General features: G+C 31.5%; 13 protein-coding genes and 1 pseudogene. 13 read left to right on the forward strand and 1 reads right to left on the reverse strand.

Going from position 1 to position 17,095, the window contains the following annotated elements:
• Positions 1-108 precede the first annotated feature (108 nt).
• Both WFZ85_RS09495 and WFZ85_RS09500 read left to right on the forward strand, forming a co-directional pair.
• Positions 109-1,206, forward strand: coding sequence for an acyloxyacyl hydrolase (locus WFZ85_RS09495; RefSeq protein WP_342696056.1), 1,098 nt, complete (start codon positions 109-111; stop codon positions 1,204-1,206).
• Positions 1,207-1,216: 10 nt separating this feature from the next.
• Entirely contained in the window at positions 1,217-1,960 is a 744-nt protein-coding gene (locus WFZ85_RS09500) for a head GIN domain-containing protein (RefSeq protein ID WP_342696057.1), read from the forward strand.
• A 66-nt stretch (positions 1,961-2,026) separates the two neighbouring features.
• Here WFZ85_RS09500 and gldA read toward each other — a convergent pair whose 3' ends face one another.
• Positions 2,027-2,926: a gliding motility-associated ABC transporter ATP-binding subunit GldA gene (gldA, locus tag WFZ85_RS09505; RefSeq protein WP_342696058.1), complete on the reverse strand. Its 900-nt coding sequence runs from the start codon at positions 2,924-2,926 to the stop codon at positions 2,027-2,029.
• Between the two features lie 340 nt (positions 2,927-3,266).
• Here gldA and WFZ85_RS09510 point away from each other — a divergent pair, with 340 nt between their 5' ends.
• The 11 genes and pseudogenes from WFZ85_RS09510 (at position 3,267) to WFZ85_RS09560 (ending at position 17,095) form a co-directional block, all read left to right on the forward strand.
• Complete coding sequence (locus tag WFZ85_RS09510; protein WP_342696059.1) at positions 3,267-4,094, forward strand: prephenate dehydratase; 828 nt, start codon at positions 3,267-3,269, stop codon at positions 4,092-4,094.
• A 140-nt stretch (positions 4,095-4,234) separates the two neighbouring features.
• Positions 4,235-5,380: a pyridoxal phosphate-dependent aminotransferase gene (locus WFZ85_RS09515; protein ID WP_342696060.1), complete on the forward strand. Its 1,146-nt coding sequence runs from the start codon at positions 4,235-4,237 to the stop codon at positions 5,378-5,380.
• Positions 5,381-5,415: 35 nt separating this feature from the next.
• Positions 5,416-6,501, forward strand: coding sequence for a bifunctional 3-deoxy-7-phosphoheptulonate synthase/chorismate mutase type II (locus WFZ85_RS09520; RefSeq protein WP_342696061.1), 1,086 nt, complete (start codon positions 5,416-5,418; stop codon positions 6,499-6,501).
• A gap of 56 nt (positions 6,502-6,557) precedes the next feature.
• The gene (locus tag WFZ85_RS09525) at positions 6,558-7,913 is read left to right on the forward strand and encodes a M48 family metallopeptidase (protein ID WP_342696062.1); all 1,356 of its coding nucleotides are present in this window, start codon (positions 6,558-6,560) and stop codon (positions 7,911-7,913) included.
• Positions 7,914-7,916: 3 nt separating this feature from the next.
• Positions 7,917-9,443, forward strand: a pseudogene (locus tag WFZ85_RS09530) (DUF6770 family protein).
• 122 nt (positions 9,444-9,565) lie between these two features.
• The gene (gene rsgA / locus WFZ85_RS09535) at positions 9,566-10,546 is read left to right on the forward strand and encodes a ribosome small subunit-dependent GTPase A (RefSeq protein ID WP_342696063.1); all 981 of its coding nucleotides are present in this window, start codon (positions 9,566-9,568) and stop codon (positions 10,544-10,546) included.
• 44 nt (positions 10,547-10,590) lie between these two features.
• On the forward strand, positions 10,591-11,991 hold the full coding sequence (locus tag WFZ85_RS09540; RefSeq protein WP_342696064.1) for an AAA family ATPase: 1,401 nt from the start codon (positions 10,591-10,593) through the stop codon (positions 11,989-11,991).
• A gap of 2 nt (positions 11,992-11,993) precedes the next feature.
• On the forward strand, positions 11,994-12,671 hold the full coding sequence (locus WFZ85_RS09545) for a DUF4276 family protein (RefSeq protein ID WP_342696065.1): 678 nt from the start codon (positions 11,994-11,996) through the stop codon (positions 12,669-12,671).
• Positions 12,668-13,120 (forward strand): D-aminoacyl-tRNA deacylase, encoded by a 453-nt coding sequence (dtd, locus tag WFZ85_RS09550; protein WP_342696066.1) that lies wholly within the window; start codon positions 12,668-12,670, stop codon positions 13,118-13,120. The genes WFZ85_RS09545 and dtd overlap by 4 nt, the downstream gene beginning before the upstream one ends.
• Positions 13,121-13,168: 48 nt before the next feature.
• A complete protein-coding gene (locus WFZ85_RS09555) occupies positions 13,169-15,079 on the forward strand; it encodes a DUF3857 domain-containing protein (RefSeq protein WP_342696067.1) in 1,911 nt (636 codons plus the stop codon).
• 3 nt (positions 15,080-15,082) lie between these two features.
• Positions 15,083-17,095 (forward strand): DUF3857 domain-containing protein, encoded by a 2,013-nt coding sequence (locus WFZ85_RS09560; protein ID WP_342696068.1) that lies wholly within the window; start codon positions 15,083-15,085, stop codon positions 17,093-17,095.

Genomic DNA, 17,095 nt, shown 5'->3' on the forward strand with positions numbered 1-17,095 from the left:
GTTATAAAATGATTTGTTTTAACGTTGCATTAGAGAGCTAATATTGGTTTTTTTAAAAAATAGCTGCTCTCAATTTTTCTGCTATATTTGTGCGTCTTAAACATTTGAATGAAAAACTTTTACTTCCTTTTTTTATTATTCTTTATCTCAACTGCTATTTTTTCTCAAGAAAAAAAGGAAACGAATGGAATTGACATCAACTATTTTAGGGGAAACATTTTGCCTCACACAGATGATTTAAACCATTTGATTACAGGTCATCCTGATGGCGTGATGGTTAGTTTTTCAAAACAAACCCATGGCGATCAAGAATGGCAAAAAGTATATAATTACCCTGATTATGGTGGGTATTTTATGTACCAAGATTTTAAAAATGACATTTTAGGAAAGACCTATGCCGTTGGTGCTTTTTATAATTTCTATTTCTGGAAAAGAAGATTGCAATTTAAAATAGCTCAAGGTATTGCGCTTGCCACAAATCCGCAAGACAGAGTAAACAATAGTAAGAATAGCGCTTTTGGCTCTGAAATATTAGCAAATACTGATTTTGTTTTATCTTATAAAAAAGAGAATATTATAGATAGAGTTGGTATTCAAGCTGGAATAATCTTTACTCATTTTTCAAACGGAAGAATTGAAGCGCCAAATAGTGGTATCAATACTTACAGCATAAATCTAGGCTTGAATTATAACCTAAACGAAAACAAACCAAGAACAGTAGATACTATTCCAGTTGATTTGAAATTCAAAGAACCTATTCGCTATAATTTTGTTTTGCGAAGCGGTATTAATGAAAGTTCTATTATTGACAGCGGACAACATCCTTTTTTTCATTTAAGTTTCTATGCCGACAAACGTTTGAACAGAAAAGGAGCTATTCAACTCGGAACCGAAGTTTTCTTTTCAAATTTTTATAAAGATTTTATAAAATACCAATCAGTAGCTTATCCACAGCAAAATCTAGATCCAAATACCGACTACAGACGAATCGGGATTTTTACTGGTTATGAGTTGTTTATCAATAGAATTTCCTTAGAATTCCAAATAGGATATTACGTTTATCAACCTTATAAATTTGACATTCCTGTTTATGATAGATTGGGAATGAAATACTATATAACAAAAAATATTTATACTGGTTTATCAATCAAGACCCATATTTTTTTAGCAGAAGCTATGGAATTTGTAATGGGTATTAGAATATAAAAGATGTCAAATGAAAAACGGTTTCTCCATAATAATTAGTATCATACTTTTTGTATCGTGTTCAAAACCTAGCGATTGTATTGAGTCTACAGGTGCTAGTATTACAAAAGATTTTGAAGTTGCTTCTTTCAATGCTATCTATGTTCATAAAGGAATTGAGATGCAAATTAGGCAGGGTAACGAATTTAAAGTTCAAGTTACAACGGGTGAAAATTTGATTGATGATATATCTGTTGAGGTTATCAATAATGAATTAATTCTGCGTGACAATACCACTTGTAACTGGGTGAGAGAGTTTGGACAAACAAAAATATTCGTGACCACACCAACGGTAGAATTTCTTGAAATTCATTCTAGAACCGAAAGAAAAATCAGCTCGAATGGTATTTTGACTTATCCCATTTTACGTTTGATTGCAATGGATTTAGAAGAAGGCGCAGGAACTAATGACTTTTTTATTGAAGTGAATAATAGTCAAACAGTGATTGAAAACAATAACGTTTCTCGTTTTTATATTTCGGGGTTGACCAATGAATTATTGGCTAATTTTTATGACGGTAACGGACGATTATTAGGAGAAAATTTACAAGCAAAAAACATAAAAGTCTTTCACCGTGGTTCGAATGACATGATTGTCAAGCCAACAGAAAGTATCACAGGGAAAATGGTAAGTACTGGAAACATCATCTTAAAAAATGTACCACCAGTTGTAGATGTTGAAGAGCTGTATCAAGGAAGAGTTATTTATCCGTGAGTTTAGTTTGCACTATTCGGTTTATAGAGAATAATAAGCTGAACACTAAAAACTGATCACTGAACACTACTTCTTCGTTTTCTCCCTAAAAATTTGTTCTAGATTTTTATTTTTTAAACTAATTTGCAGTGTTTTAAGTCCGTTTTCATGAGCAAAATCAAACACCTTTGGTCGCATATCTTCATCGGTGCGAAAAGTAAGTAGCCAGATATTATTTGCTGTGTTTTCGTATGAAACAATTGCTTCTATTGTTGCGAGCAAGTTTTCGTCAATAGTTTTGTCAAATTCTACTTCGATGATTTGTTCTTTTTCTTCGGATACTAATTTTTCTAACTTTTTGTCTGTAACAATTTTACCATCGTTTATAATAATTACGCGGTCACAAATGGCTTCAACTTCTTGCATAATATGAGTAGAAAGAAAAACGGTTTTGTCTTTGCCCACATTCTTGATCACGTTTCTAATTTCTACTAATTGATTCGGGTCTAAACCGGTGGTAGGTTCATCTAAAATCAAAACATCTGGATTGTGCAAAAGTGCAGTGGCTAGCCCAACTCTTTGTCGAAAACCTTTCGATAGTTGTCCAATTTTTTTATGACTTTCGGGTGTTAAACCAGTGAGTTGAATTACTTCCTCAATGCGAGATTTTGCCACTTTGTAGACATCAGCATTGAAGGCTAAATATTCTCTAACATACAAATCAAGGTACAACGGATTATGCTCTGGAAGATAACCTACTGATTGTTGTACTTGTAATTGTGAGCTATTGACATCGTTTCCATTCACAACAGCAGTTCCTTCATCGGCGTTTATAAACGTAGTCAAAATTTTCATCAACGTTGATTTTCCCGCACCATTTGGCCCAAGAAAACCAACGATTTCTCCTTTTTTAATCGAAAAAGAAACTTGGTCAAGCGCTTTTTGAGCACCATAACTTTTCGAAATATTTTGAACTTCTATTGACATAGTAAATGATTTGAAGCAAATGTAATAATTAATCAAAGTATAATAAAGAAAACCTTGTTTATGGAATAACGAAAACGTTACCGTAAATTTTTTTCACAATTTCGACATCGTGTAAGTTTAATTTTTTTATTTTAGCCAAAATCAAAACAAAGAAATGCTACGAAATGCTACTTATTATAACAACTCTTTTTATTTCTTCTGGAAAAGAAACGGGATTGTTGTGTAGTTGTCATAAATAAAATTTTAGTAACAAAACATACAGTCCCGATGAAAATCGGGATTTTTTTTATTCTGTCCCGAAGCTTCGGGATAGTTCAGAATCTCAAATTTCTATATACAAATGGAAACAAAAATCGCAATACAAGGAATTAAAGGTTCTTTTCACCATCAAGTGGCGCAGGAATATTTTGAACAAGAACATGAATTAGACGAATGCATGTCTTTTAACGATTTAGTGCAAAGTTTAGTAAGTAATCAATCACAAAAAGGGGTGATGGCTTTGGAGAATTCTATCGCGGGTTCAATAATTCCAAATTACGCTTTGATTGATAGAAATAATTTGCACATTATTGGAGAGCATTATCTGGACATCCACATGAACTTAATGGTACTCAAAGGACAAAAAATAGAAGATATCAAAGAAGTACATTCTCATCCTATCGCTTTGTTACAATGTGCCGTTTTTTTTCATCAATATCCACATATAAAATTGGTAGAAAGTGGCGACACAGCAGAAACCGCCAGGCGAATTCAAGAAAATAAGCTCACTGGAATTGGTGCCGTTGCAGCACCAATCGCGGCACGATTATATGATTTAGAAATTCTAGCCTCGGGAATTCACACCATTCAAAGTAACAAAACGCGATTTGTGATTGTAAAAACTAAAAACAAAGAGTGGCCAAAAGAAAGTATTGATAAAGCTTCTGTTAAATTTGAATTGGATGATACTGCAGGTAGTTTGGCAACTGTTTTAAATGTGATGAATAACTGCAAACTAAACTTAACCAAAATACAGTCGATGCCGATAATTGAAACCCCATTTCAATATTCGTTTTTTGTGGATGTAGTTTTTGAAAAGTACAAACATTTTGAAAAAGCAATAAAGATTTTAGAACTCATGACAACCCATTTTAAAGTGTTGGGCGAATATAAAAACGGAAAAAAATAAACACATAGATACATAGAAAGCAATATTTGAAAAGATTTTATAGAAACTTTGTTTCACATAGCTATGAAAACTCAAATCAAGCGAAGCGTCTTTATTAGAAAATGGAATCTATGTTTCTATGTGGTTAAAAAAATAAAAGAATGATAACAATAGCAAAACGATTAGAAACCGTCGAAGAATACTATTTCTCGCGAAAATTGAAAGAAGTTCGACAATTAATTGCTGACGGAAAACCAATTATCAATATGGGAATTGGAAGTCCAGATTTAGCTCCAGATAATGCAGTAATTGAAGCAATTCAGCAAGCGATGTTTGATGATAAAGCACACGAATATCAAAGTTATCAAGGTTTGCTAGAGCTCAGAAAAGGGATGGCCGATTTTTATGCAACCCATTTCGGAGTTGCTTTAAATTTCAATTCCGAAGTTTTGCCTTTAATGGGTTCAAAAGAAGGAATTATGCATATTTCGTTGGCTTTTTTAAACGAAGGCGATTCCGTTTTAATACCTAATCCAGGATATCCAACCTATGCTTCGGTAACAGAATTAGTACAAGCCAATGCAATATATTACGATTTATGCCACGAAAATAATTGGTTTCCTGATTTTGAAGCACTAGAAAAGCTAGACTTGTCAAAGGTAAAATTGATGTGGGTTTCCTATCCTCATATGCCAACGGGAGTTAATGGAACATTGGCTTTTTTTGAAAAATTAGTGGCATTTGGTAAAAAACATCAAATTCTTATAATAAACGACAATCCCTATAGTTTTGTTTTAAACGACAACCCCATTTCTATTTTTCAAGTAAAAGGCGCAATGGATGTTGCATTAGAATTGAATTCACTTTCAAAAACATTTAACATGGCAGGTTGGCGTGTAGGCATGGTTTTAGGGAATAAAACACTACTTGACGCTATTTTAAAAGTAAAAAGCAATATGGATTCAGGAATGTTCTATGGCATTCAAAAAGGAGCCATTGCAGCGTTACAATTGGGAAAAAATTGGTTTGAAAGTCAAAATCAAATCTATACGAAAAGAAGAGATTTAATTTTTGAATTAGCCAAAAAAATGAATTGCACTTTTGATAAAAAATCAGTGGGATTATTTGTTTGGGCGAAATTACCTGAGGGAATTTCTTCATCAGAAAAATATATTGATCAAGTGTTACTTGATAAACATATTTTCATTACACCAGGAACCATATTTGGCAGTAATGGAGAAGGATTTATTCGGTTTTCATTATGTGTTACCGAAGAAAAAATACAAGAAGCCATCAATAGATTTTAGATTAAAAAAAATAACTTTACAAATTATAACTAGCTATGAATATCACAATAGAAAACAGAAAATGGTTAGACGATTTTAAATTGTCACATCCGTTAGTAATTGCCGGACCATGTAGTGCAGAAACAGAAGACCAAGTTTTGAAAATTGCTCATGAGTTGAAAAACTCGGATGTATCTATTTTTCGCGCAGGAATTTGGAAACCGCGAACACGTCCTGGAGGATTTGAAGGTGTTGGAGAAATTGGTTTAAAATGGTTACAAAAAGCCAAAGCCGAAACCGGATTATTAATGGCTACAGAAGTGGCAACAGCAGCACATGTAAAACTGGCGCTCGAACATGATATTGATGTACTTTGGATTGGCGCACGAACTACTGTAAATCCATTTGCAGTACAAGAAATTGCAGATGCTTTGCAAAATACAGATAAAATAGTGTTAGTAAAAAATCCGGTAAATCCTGACTTAGCGCTGTGGATTGGTGGAGTGGAACGATTGTATAAAGCCAATATAAAAAAACTTGGAGTAATTCACAGAGGATTTTCAACCTATGAAAAAACCAAATACAGGAACAATCCTGAATGGCAAATCGCTATAGATTTTCAGAATCGTTTCCCTGATATTCCGCTCATTATTGACCCTTCACACATTACGGGAAATCGCGATATGATTTTTCAGGTGACACAAGAAGCTTTGGACTTGAATTATGATGGAATGATTATCGAAACTCATATCGATCCAGATAATGCGTGGAGCGATGCGGCACAGCAAATTACTCCCGATAGACTAAAGCAAATCTTCTTTGATTTAACCATCAGAAAAGAAACCGATGATGCTGACGATTACCAAAACAGACTGTCAAAATTAAGAGAAAAGATAGACGATTTCGATGCCAAATTGCTTGATATTATTGGTAAAAGAATGAAAGTAGCCGAAGATATTGGTGCTTTGAAAAAAGAGAAAAATGTAGCTGTTTTACAAAATAAACGATGGAACGATATTTTAGATAAAATGGTCAATGACGGCAGTCAAAAAGGATTGAGTGAAGAATTTATTATTCAATTTTTTAAAGCCATTCATCAAGAAAGTATTAGTCATCAGGAAAAGATTGTAAATAATTTGTAAATACTTAAATAAAACAGTAATATTGAAAAATATTCACCAAATAGAAGATAAAATTTATGAGATTTTTTTGTTGTATTCTTTTTTTTTATCTAACATCTATTGGCCATTCACAAATTTTAAAACTTGATTACTCACCTTCAAACAAAGATTCTTTAGTCAAATATGTGGCTGATATTTCTGAAAAGAAAATAAAAAAATTAGCGCCAAAAACCAAAGAAGATATCAAAAAAATTATTCTTGAGAGAAAGACAGAGTTTATAAAAAATTTGAATGATAGTTCGTTTATTTTTAATAAGCAAATTTCAAATTATTTAACATCAATTTTGAATGAAATCTATGTGAGTAATAGAAATATAGATAAAAATGATTTTTACTTTTTTATAGATAAATCTCCTATACCAAATGCAGCTTGTTACGGAAACGGAATTTTTACGGTTAATTTAGGATTATTTAATTTTGTTAATTCTGATGATGAGTTAGCTTTCATTCTTTGTCACGAAATTGCTCATTATATGTTGGAACATAACGACAAAAGTTTACTAAATTATTTAACAACAATAAACTCAAAGGAAAATAAGAAAAAATTTAGCCAATTGAGACGACAAGAATATGGTAGAAGAAAAGCCTATTCTGAAATGATGGAAAAACTCAATTACAATTTTTTAAGGCGAGGTCGAACCGCTGAGATTCAAGCCGACTCGTTAGGTTATCTAATGTTCAAAAATACTAAATTCAATAAAAAAGCAAGTGTACAAGCGCTACAAAATCTAAACTTATCTGATGATATCGTTTTTAATGAAGATTCAAAAATAAAAAATCATTTTAATTTTGACAACTATCCATTTAAAGAAGCATGGTTGTTAAAGGAAGAAACTTTGTTCGATATTAATTCTAAAGTGGATGACTATTTGTTAAATAAAGATTCTCTTAAAACGCATCCTGATATGCCATTTCGAATCGAAATGTTAGGTAAATTAATTCAGGGTAAAGACATAGATAGTAAAGCATCTGGTCAAAAATTAAGTGAAATTAAAAAACTTGTTGCACTTTTATCTATATCAAATTTTTTAGATGAAAACCGAATTGATTTTGCACTTTACAAGACGTTAGTATTATATAACAACAATGTCGTTGACCAAAAGACATATTCGTTAGTAATTGGATCACTTTTAAAAGCGGTCTATGAACTCAAATCTAATCATAGTTTTGGAAAATATGTTTCGCAATTAAGTCCTTTTTCCGAAGAAGAAAACTTAAATCAAGTAAAATTATTTTTAAATAATATCGAATTAAAAAACATAAAAAAAATAGGTTTTAATTTTTGCTTACAACATGAGCAAGCCATGAAAAACAATGATAATTTCAAATCAATTTTAGATTTTTTTACCAATTTAAACAACAAAAACAATTAATTTATGAAAACAAAACTAGCTGGATTATTGCTATTAACTTCATTTCTATCTTTTGCACAAGAAGCCAAAGTTAGTGGTGTAAACAGTTTCTCTTTGAGAAATTCGGGCAGCATTTTAGATAAAAATAAAGATGTAGATGGTTACTATTTTTTCTATGAAGTAGATAAACTAAAAAAAGGCGATAGAGAATATTCTATCCAAATTTTGGATAAAAACCTGAACGAAGTTGCCAAAAAATCATACATCAATAATAAAAATACATTTTTGATGAAATCGGGTTTTAATAATCAAGCTATGATGTTTGCCATGGTTAACTATGCTGATAAAAAAATTGAGCTTCTTACTTTTGATAAATAAGTAAATCAAAAACCAACCATCACTATTCCGTTAGAAAAAAAGGAAATGCAATATATGCAGTTGATGCAGCAACAAACCAATGACTTTAACGTTTTGTTTCCCGTTGATAACAAAGGTTTTGTATATAATAAATTTGAAGACAATAAAAAAATTGGCTACTCTTTAAAATATTATCCAACCGATGGTGGCAAAAGTTGGGAATACAATTCGCCTGACGAGTCAAAAGAAATTTTGATGATAAATCCAATCGAGGTGAACGAAAAAGTTTTGGTTGCACTCGAAACATCAAGACCTGGTGCTTTATCAAGAAAATTAACATTACGAACAAAAGTAATTGATATTACTACTGGAAAATTATTGTTTGACAGAGAATATTCAAAAGCATCAAAACCACGATTAATAACAAATGCTTTTTTAGAAAAAGATGGTAATATAGCTTTGGTAGGCGAATATTTCAAAGAAGGCGACAATATAGTGGATGATAAAAGTCAAGGATTGTTTATGGAATTAGTTGACATGAACGGTAAAACAATCAAAGAAAGTTTTATCAGTTGGGATGTTGACGTGGCAAAAATTGCGAAAGTCAGCAAAAATTATATCAGCGATAAAGGATATATTTTTTTCCATAACGTAGTTAGAACAGCATCAAACGAATATTTTGCAATTGGTGAGTTTTATAAAAAAACAGCAAGTGCTGGCGGAATTGCCATGGCAGTTTTATCTCGTGGTCAATCTGCTACAACACAAATTTCGATTACTGATGCTGTAGTTTTCAAATTTGACAAAGAGTTTAAATTAATAGAAATAAAAGAATTTGACAAAAGCATTTCAAGAGCGCCAAGTTTGTCTGATTTTGGAAGTCCACAATTGAATGCACATGCGCTGAAAGCATATGGAGCGTTTGACTATGAATACACCCAATTAGACAAAGGCAATGATAGATTTTATGCTTGTTTTGTTGATTATGAACGAATAAAAGGAGAGAAAAACAAAAATGCGTTTAAGACTATAATTTATGACGACGGACAGCTGAGCGAAGATAAAATATATCTAAAAGAAAAAGATGTAGATTTTAGAGTGTTTCCTGCCAAAGTAGGTAATGTACTGTTGCTAGAATACAATAAAAAACTGAAACAAATTCGTTTGCATTTAGAAAAATTAAACATCAAATAATACAAAGAAGGGTAATCAAAAGATTGCCCTTTTTTTTTACCAAAAACTTTAAAACAAATTGCAACTACAATTTTCTACCTTTGTCAAAATCGTAATTCATAATTCGTAATTCGTAATTCACTTTGACAGGAACAGTTTATAAATCTACAGGAAGTTTTTATACGGTAAAAACCAATGACAACGAGTTTTTTGAATGCCGTATCAAAGGTAAATTCCGAATGAAAGGCATCAAAAGTACCAATCCAATTGCGGTTGGCGATGTAGTAGATTTTGAATTGGATAAAACCACTGATGAAACTGTTGGACAAATCAACAACATTCACGACAGAAAGAATTATATCGTTCGAAAATCAGTAAATCTTTCCAAACAAACACATATTATTGCCTCCAATATTGATATTGTTTTTCTTTTGATAACCATCAATAATCCGCCAACAACGACTAGTTTTATTGATAGATTTCTAGTTACTGCCGAAGCTTATGGCATTGAAGCGGTTTTGATTTTTAATAAAATCGATACTTATGATGAGGCAATGATTGATGAGCAATTATACCTGCAATATATCTATTCTGAAATTGGATATAAATGCTTGAAAATATCCTCAACAGAAAAAAAAGGACTAGACCAACTGAAAGAAATGATGAAGCAGAAGGTTAGTATGTTTTCGGGTCATTCGGGTGTAGGGAAATCAACTTTAGTAAATGCTTTAGAACCCAAGTTAGATTTAAAAACCAAAACCATTTCTGAGCAAAGTAAGCAAGGGCAACACACCACCACTTTTGCCGAAATGTATGATTTATCATTTGATGCCAAGATAATCGACACACCAGGCATAAAAGGATTTGGAATTGTAGACATGCAACCTGCCGAGATTAGTGGTTATTTTCCAGAATTCTTTAAGCTAAAAGACCAATGCAAATTCAACAACTGTTTGCACAAAGAAGAACCACACTGCGCCGTTAAAAACGCTTTAGAAAACAATAAAATTGCTTGGACTCGCTACAACAGTTATCTTAAAATCCTTGAAGGCGATGACGAACATTATCGTGCTGACGTTTATAATGACGACAGAATAGCTAGTGATGAAACGAGGAAAAGTTAGTTTCAAATAATAATTGTATTTTTGGATTATCAAAAAATTTTATAATGATAACATATCTTAAAATTAACGGATTTAAATCATTTCATAATTTTGAAATGGAGTTAACTCCATTTACTGTAATTGCAGGAGCTAATGCTTCGGGTAAAAGTAATTTATTTGATGCGTTAACATTGTTATCAAGGTTAGCTGAAACGGATAATTTAAAAAGAGCATTTCATGAACAACGAGGAGAATTTTTTGAATTATTTACGCAATATGGTGATGATAATTATGCTTCAGAAATGGAGTTTGTTGTAGAAATGTTAGTGAATAAAAACATAAAAGATGCCTGGGGTAATGAAACTAAACTTAAATACACAAGGTTACGATATGAATTATCTATAAAAAGAGTAACAAATTCTTCTGGAATACAAGATTTAGTTGTTTCAAAAGAAAATTTGTTTACTTTAAAACATCAAGAAGATAGTTGGGTTTCGGCAATAATTCCTAAAAAATCTCTAGAGTTTTGGAGACCAAAGGTTGTAACTGGAAAAAGAGGTATTCCATATATTCAAACTGTTTTTGAAAATGAACTCGCAATAATACAAGTTCCTCAAGATGGAACAACAGGTAATAAAAGAAGATTTCCTTTAAGTAATGCGACAAGAACTGTTTTAAGCAGTTTTGATACTGTTGATTTCCCGCACGTTTTAGCTGCCAAAGAAGAAATGAAAAGTTGGAAGTTTTTGCAATTAAATCCCGAAGATTTAAGACAAGCAACAAGTAAAAATAATGGAGAAGATACTATTTCTGTCAGTGGGAAAAATTTAGCAGCAGCATTATTTAGAATAAAGCAAAATGAAAAATATTCATTGAAAGAGATTTCAAGAAAATTGAATAGTTTTTTGCCCAATTTTATTGAGGTAGATGTTGTTGATGATAATGAAAATAAACAATATTTAATTAAACTAAAAGATACCGATAAAAAGGAGTTTTCTTCAAGAGTTTTATCTGAAGGTACTTTGAGAATTTTGGCTCTATGTATTTTAGAGTTTGATGAGAAGCATACAGGATTGTTGTGTTTTGAAGAGCCTGAAAATGGTATTCATCCATTTAGAATTAAAGCAATGACTGAGTTGTTGAAAGATTTAAGTGTTGATTTTAATGAAATAGAAATTCCTTTGCGACAAGTTATTGTAAACACACATTCACCTGTTTTAGTTGGTAATATGGAAACTTGGAAAGATGATAAGAATGTTAGCATTTGGTATGCTCAAATGAGAACTTCGATTTCGGATATTGGTGGCGCAAGAATGAAAATGAATTCAACTAAAATAAGCCCAGTTATAAAAGATAATTCATTACAACAATTGAAACTTGTTTTTTCAGAACAAGATCGTAAACTAACATTGGCCATTGTAAATGATTATTTAAAAACGGCGGAATTTGAAGACTCAATAGTATAGTTATGAGTAATTTTATTCTTGCGGGTCTTTTCACAGAGGGAAGTACAGATGTTAGATTTTTATCAAGTGTTGTCGAAAGAACTCTCGAAGAAGTTGCGTTTGATTGTACAGGTGATATTGAAACAAAAGTAGAAATTATCAACATTAACAAATCAGAAAAAGATTTTAATCAGCAAGTTCTTGAAGCATCGAAAGTTGCTTCTGATAAATTTGGTATTTTATTTTTGTTTGTTCATACAGACTCGGATGCAGTAAACGATAATTTAATTTTTCAATCAAAAATAATTCCTGCCCAAAAAAAACTTTTAGAACAAGATACCAGCTATTGCAAAAATATAGTTGCAATTGTCCCAATTCAAATGACGGAATCTTGGATGTTGGCAGATAAAGAATTATTAAAAAATGAAATAGGAATTGAAAAAACGGACGCAGAATTAGGTATTCATTTAAATCCCGAATTAATTTTAAACCCCAAAAATGTAATTGAAAATATCATTCGTTTATCTAAAGAAGACGAAACCAAAAGGAAAAGAAATAAAGGATTAAATATTGCTGATTTGTATCAAATCATTGGTCAGAAAATTGAATTATCAGAACTAAAAAAATTATCATCATATTTAAAATTTAGAAACTCTTTAATCGAAAAATTAAGAGAATTAAATTTTTATCACAAACCATGAAAACCGTAATCCAAAGAGTAACGCACTCATCAGTAACCATTGATAACAAAATAGTTGCCGAAATCAACACCGGATTATTAGTTTTACTCGGAATTGAAGAGGCAGATAATCAAGAAGATATTGACTGGTTAACCGCTAAAATTGTAAACCTTCGAATTTTTAGCGACGAAAATCAAGTGATGAATTTATCACTAAAAGATATTGATGGCGAAATAATCGTCGTTAGTCAATTTACGCTACACGCATTGACTAAAAAAGGCAATCGTCCCAGCTACATTAAAGCTGCCAAACCCGAAATTGCCATTCCTATTTACGAAAAATTCATCGCTAAAATGGAAATCGAACTAGGCAAAAAAGTGCAAACAGGACAATTTGGTGCCGATATGAAAGTGGCACTTATAAACGATGGACCGGTGACGATAATTATTGATAGTAAAAATAAAGAATAAGATTGTTAATGATAAGTTAATTTTATATTTTTGAAAAAATTAATTTTGATGAAAACTTTTTTATTACCGGCTCTACTTTTTTTTATTTCAACTTTATGTGTTGGACAAAAATTAGGCTATTCTACTCTAACTATTCCAGACTCATTGAAGCAAAATGCAAATGCGGTATTGCGTTTAAGTCAAATTAATATTGATGTTACTTCCCAAAAATCTATGACAATAAAGTCACTTAGAGTAATGACAGTTTTTAATGAATTAGGAATACGTAATTTGGATTTAGCTGAAAGCTATGATAAGAATAAAAGGATTGTTAAAATTGAAGCTACTCTATACGATGCCTTTGGTAAACATTTGAAGTCATACAAAAAAGGTGATTTTACTGATACAAGTGTTGCTGATGGTTTTTCGGTTTTTAACGATAATCGAGCGCTTTATTTAAATTTTACTCCAATTACTTATCCCTTTACGATGGTTTTTGAAACGGAAGTTGTAACATCTAATACCGCATTTATTCGTCCATGGAGTCCTGTGGACGATTATTTAGTAAGCACCGAAAAATCATTAATCACAGTTTCTTATAAAGCAGAATTGAAGTTAAAAACGAAAGAGGCAAATTTTTCAGATGCGTATCGATTAGAAAAGAAGGAAACAGCAACTTCTATAAGTTATTCTGCAAAAAATTTATTTGCAAAAAAGCGGGAAGAACTTAGTCCTGGTTTTAAGAATACCTTTCCTTTTGTATACTTTGCTCTGGAGAATTTCGAACTTGAAAATGTTACAGGAAATGCTGCAAATTGGTCTGATTTTGGAAAATGGTACTACAGTTCACTGCTTGCCGATACTGAAGAAATTCCCGAGGAAACAAAGTTGAAAATCAAACAATTAGTTGGTGATGAAAAAAATCCGCTTGAAATTGCAAAGATTGTTTACAAGTTTGTTCAAGAGAAGACACGATATGTCAGTATTCAAGTTGGAATTGGCGGATGGAAACCCATGCTGGCGAAAGATGTTGATAAATTAGGTTATGGCGATTGTAAAGCATTGACTAATTATACCCGATGTTTGTTAAAAACAGTTGGTGTTCCCTCTTATTATACTGTGGTTTACGCTGACTCTGATGAAACTAAAGATTTGCAAAGTGATTTTGCTTCAGTAGATGGAAATCACATCATTTTAGCTTTACCATCGGACAATAATTTAATTTGGTTAGAATGCACTAGTCAGATTATGCCCTTTGGATTTCAAGGAAATTTTACTGATGACAGAAATGTATTGTTAGTAAAACCTGATGGAGGTGAAATTGTAAAAACGAAAACCTTTACAGAAAAAGACAATTTACAAGCCACAAAAGGAAATTATACCATTACACCAGACGGAGATTTACTAGGGAAAATACAAATTGTGTCAAAAGGGTTGCGCTATGATAAAGAGTTTGGAAAAGAACGCTTAAGCAGAGAAAATCAAATTAAAAATTATAAAGAAGAGTTTAGCAATATTAATAATCTCAATATCACCAAAATTACCTATAATAACAACCAAGCTGCAATTGAATTTACAGAACACGTTGAACTAGAAGCAGAAGGCTACGCACAAAATTCCGGAGGCAAGTTAATGTTTGCAGTAAATGCTTTTGATCAAAGTTATTATGTTCCAAAAAAATATCGAACTCGCGAATCTCCATTTGAAATTGATAGAGGTTATACTAATGAAGAAGAAATTGAAGTTACCATTCCGGAAGGGTATATTATTGAAGCAAAACCGAATGCATTTGAACAAGAAACCGAATTTGGGTTTTATAAAATCGAATTTAATTTAATTAATCCAAGTAAAATATTGTGCAAACGAAAATTAATAATAAAAAAGGGCATTTATGACAAATCTAAATACGAAAGTTACCGAAAGTTTAGAGAAATCATTGCCAAAACCGATAACTCGAAAGTGGTTATCACAAAATCATAAATTATGAAGAAAATATTTATCATCGCTTTATTAGTGGCAAGTACCATTGGTTTTTCACAAGCGTACGAGTTAGGAAAAGTAACCGTCGACGAACTTAAACAAAAAGTATGTCCAACAGATACATCTGCCGTTGCTTCTTATTTATTTAATATTGCAAAAACACATTTCAATTATTCTGGAGATGAAGGTTTTGAAATAATTACAGAAATTGATATAAAAATCAAAATTTACAAAAAAGAAGGATATGAGTATGCTAATCATTCAGAGGATTTGTACATCGGAAATAGAGGAACTGAAAGAATAGATATATCTAAAGCAGCAACTTATAATTTGGTTGGAGATAAAATTGTAAAGTCAAAATTAGGAAATGACGGCGAGTTCGTTGAAAAGGTAAATCAATATTGGAATAGAAAAAAAATAACGATGCCAAATGTGAAAGAAGGTTCTATTATCGAATATAGAATTACTTTGCGATCACCCTATTTTAGTAATTTTCCCGATTGGGAGTTTCAAAAAGATATTCCTGTTGGCTATTCAGAGTATAGCACAAATATTCCCGAGTATTTTACGTACAACACTTATTTTAAAGGGTATTTCGCTCCAGATTCTTCAAAAGAAATTAAAAATAGACAAATTAATTATAGCTACACATTAAGTCCTAGTGAAGTGTTACAAAGAGGTTTAAACACAGGTAAGGTAAATTCATCCATAGATTTTTCTGAAACGATAACTAAGTTTTTTATTTCAAATGTTCCACCATTAAAGAATGAAGTTTTTGTTAATAATATAAACAATTACCGCTGTACAGTTGTGCATGAATTAGCAGGAACAAAATTTCCAAATGCTAATTATGAGTCATATTCAACGAATTGGGAGTCGGTTGTAAAAACCATATATCAAGATCCAAATTTTGGTGGCGAATTAAATAAAACAGGTTATTTCGAAAAAGATATCGATGCGATTATTAATAGTATTTCATCACTTGAAGAAAGAGCAGGACTTATATTTAACTACGTAAAGTCGAGGATAAACTGGAATGAAACATTTGGTGTTTACTGTCCTGATGGAGTAAAAAAAGCCTATCAAGAAAAAAAAGGTAGTGCGGCAGAGATCAACTTGATGTTAACTGCGATGCTAAGGTATGCAGGAATTGATGCTAATCCAATTTTGGTAAGTACTCGTTCTAACGGGATTTCAATTTTCCCTAGTAGATCAGCCTACAACTACGTGATTTCGGGTATTGAATTGGAAAATCAAGTACTTTTATTAGACGCCACCAACAGGTATTCATTACCTAATATATTACCAATTCGAGACTTAAATTGGTTTGGAAGAATTATAAGAAAAAATGAAAGCTCAGCTCAAATCGATTTAATGCCAAAGACCAATTCTAATGATGTAATTAATCTAATGGCAACAATAGATTCTCAAGGCGAAGTATCAGGAAAAATTAGAGAGCAATATTTTGATTACAACGCATTTCTTTTTAGAAACAACAACAACGGATTGTCAAAAGAAAGCGCTATTGATAAACTCGAGAAGAAATATGCAGGAATAGAAATTGGTGAATATGAAGTACAAAATGCAACCGATTTATCGAAGCAAATTATTGAAAATTATGATTTTAAAACCAATAATGCTGTAGAAATAATAGGTGATAAGATGTATTTTTCTCCGTTTTTATTTTTAGCCATGACAGAAAATCCGTTTAAACAAGAAGTGAGAGAATATCCCGTTGATTTTGTTTTCCCAAATCAGGATAAATTTAATATCAGTTTAAAAATACCTGATGGATATACTGTGGAGACTTTGCCAAAATCAATTTCTGTTGCGATGCCCGATAACTTGGGTAGTTTTAAATATAATATTTCTAATAATGGCAGCCAAGTTCAGTTAGTTTCTACAGTTGATATCAATCAAGCCATTATTAAGTCCGAAGATTATGAAGCTTTAAAAAATTTCTTTAAAGAAATTGTCAATAAGCAAACGGAAAAAATTGTACTCAAAAAAGGATAG

It is taken from the genome of Flavobacterium aureirubrum (assembly GCF_038739835.1).
GTDB lineage: Bacteria > Bacteroidota > Bacteroidia > Flavobacteriales > Flavobacteriaceae > Flavobacterium > Flavobacterium aureirubrum.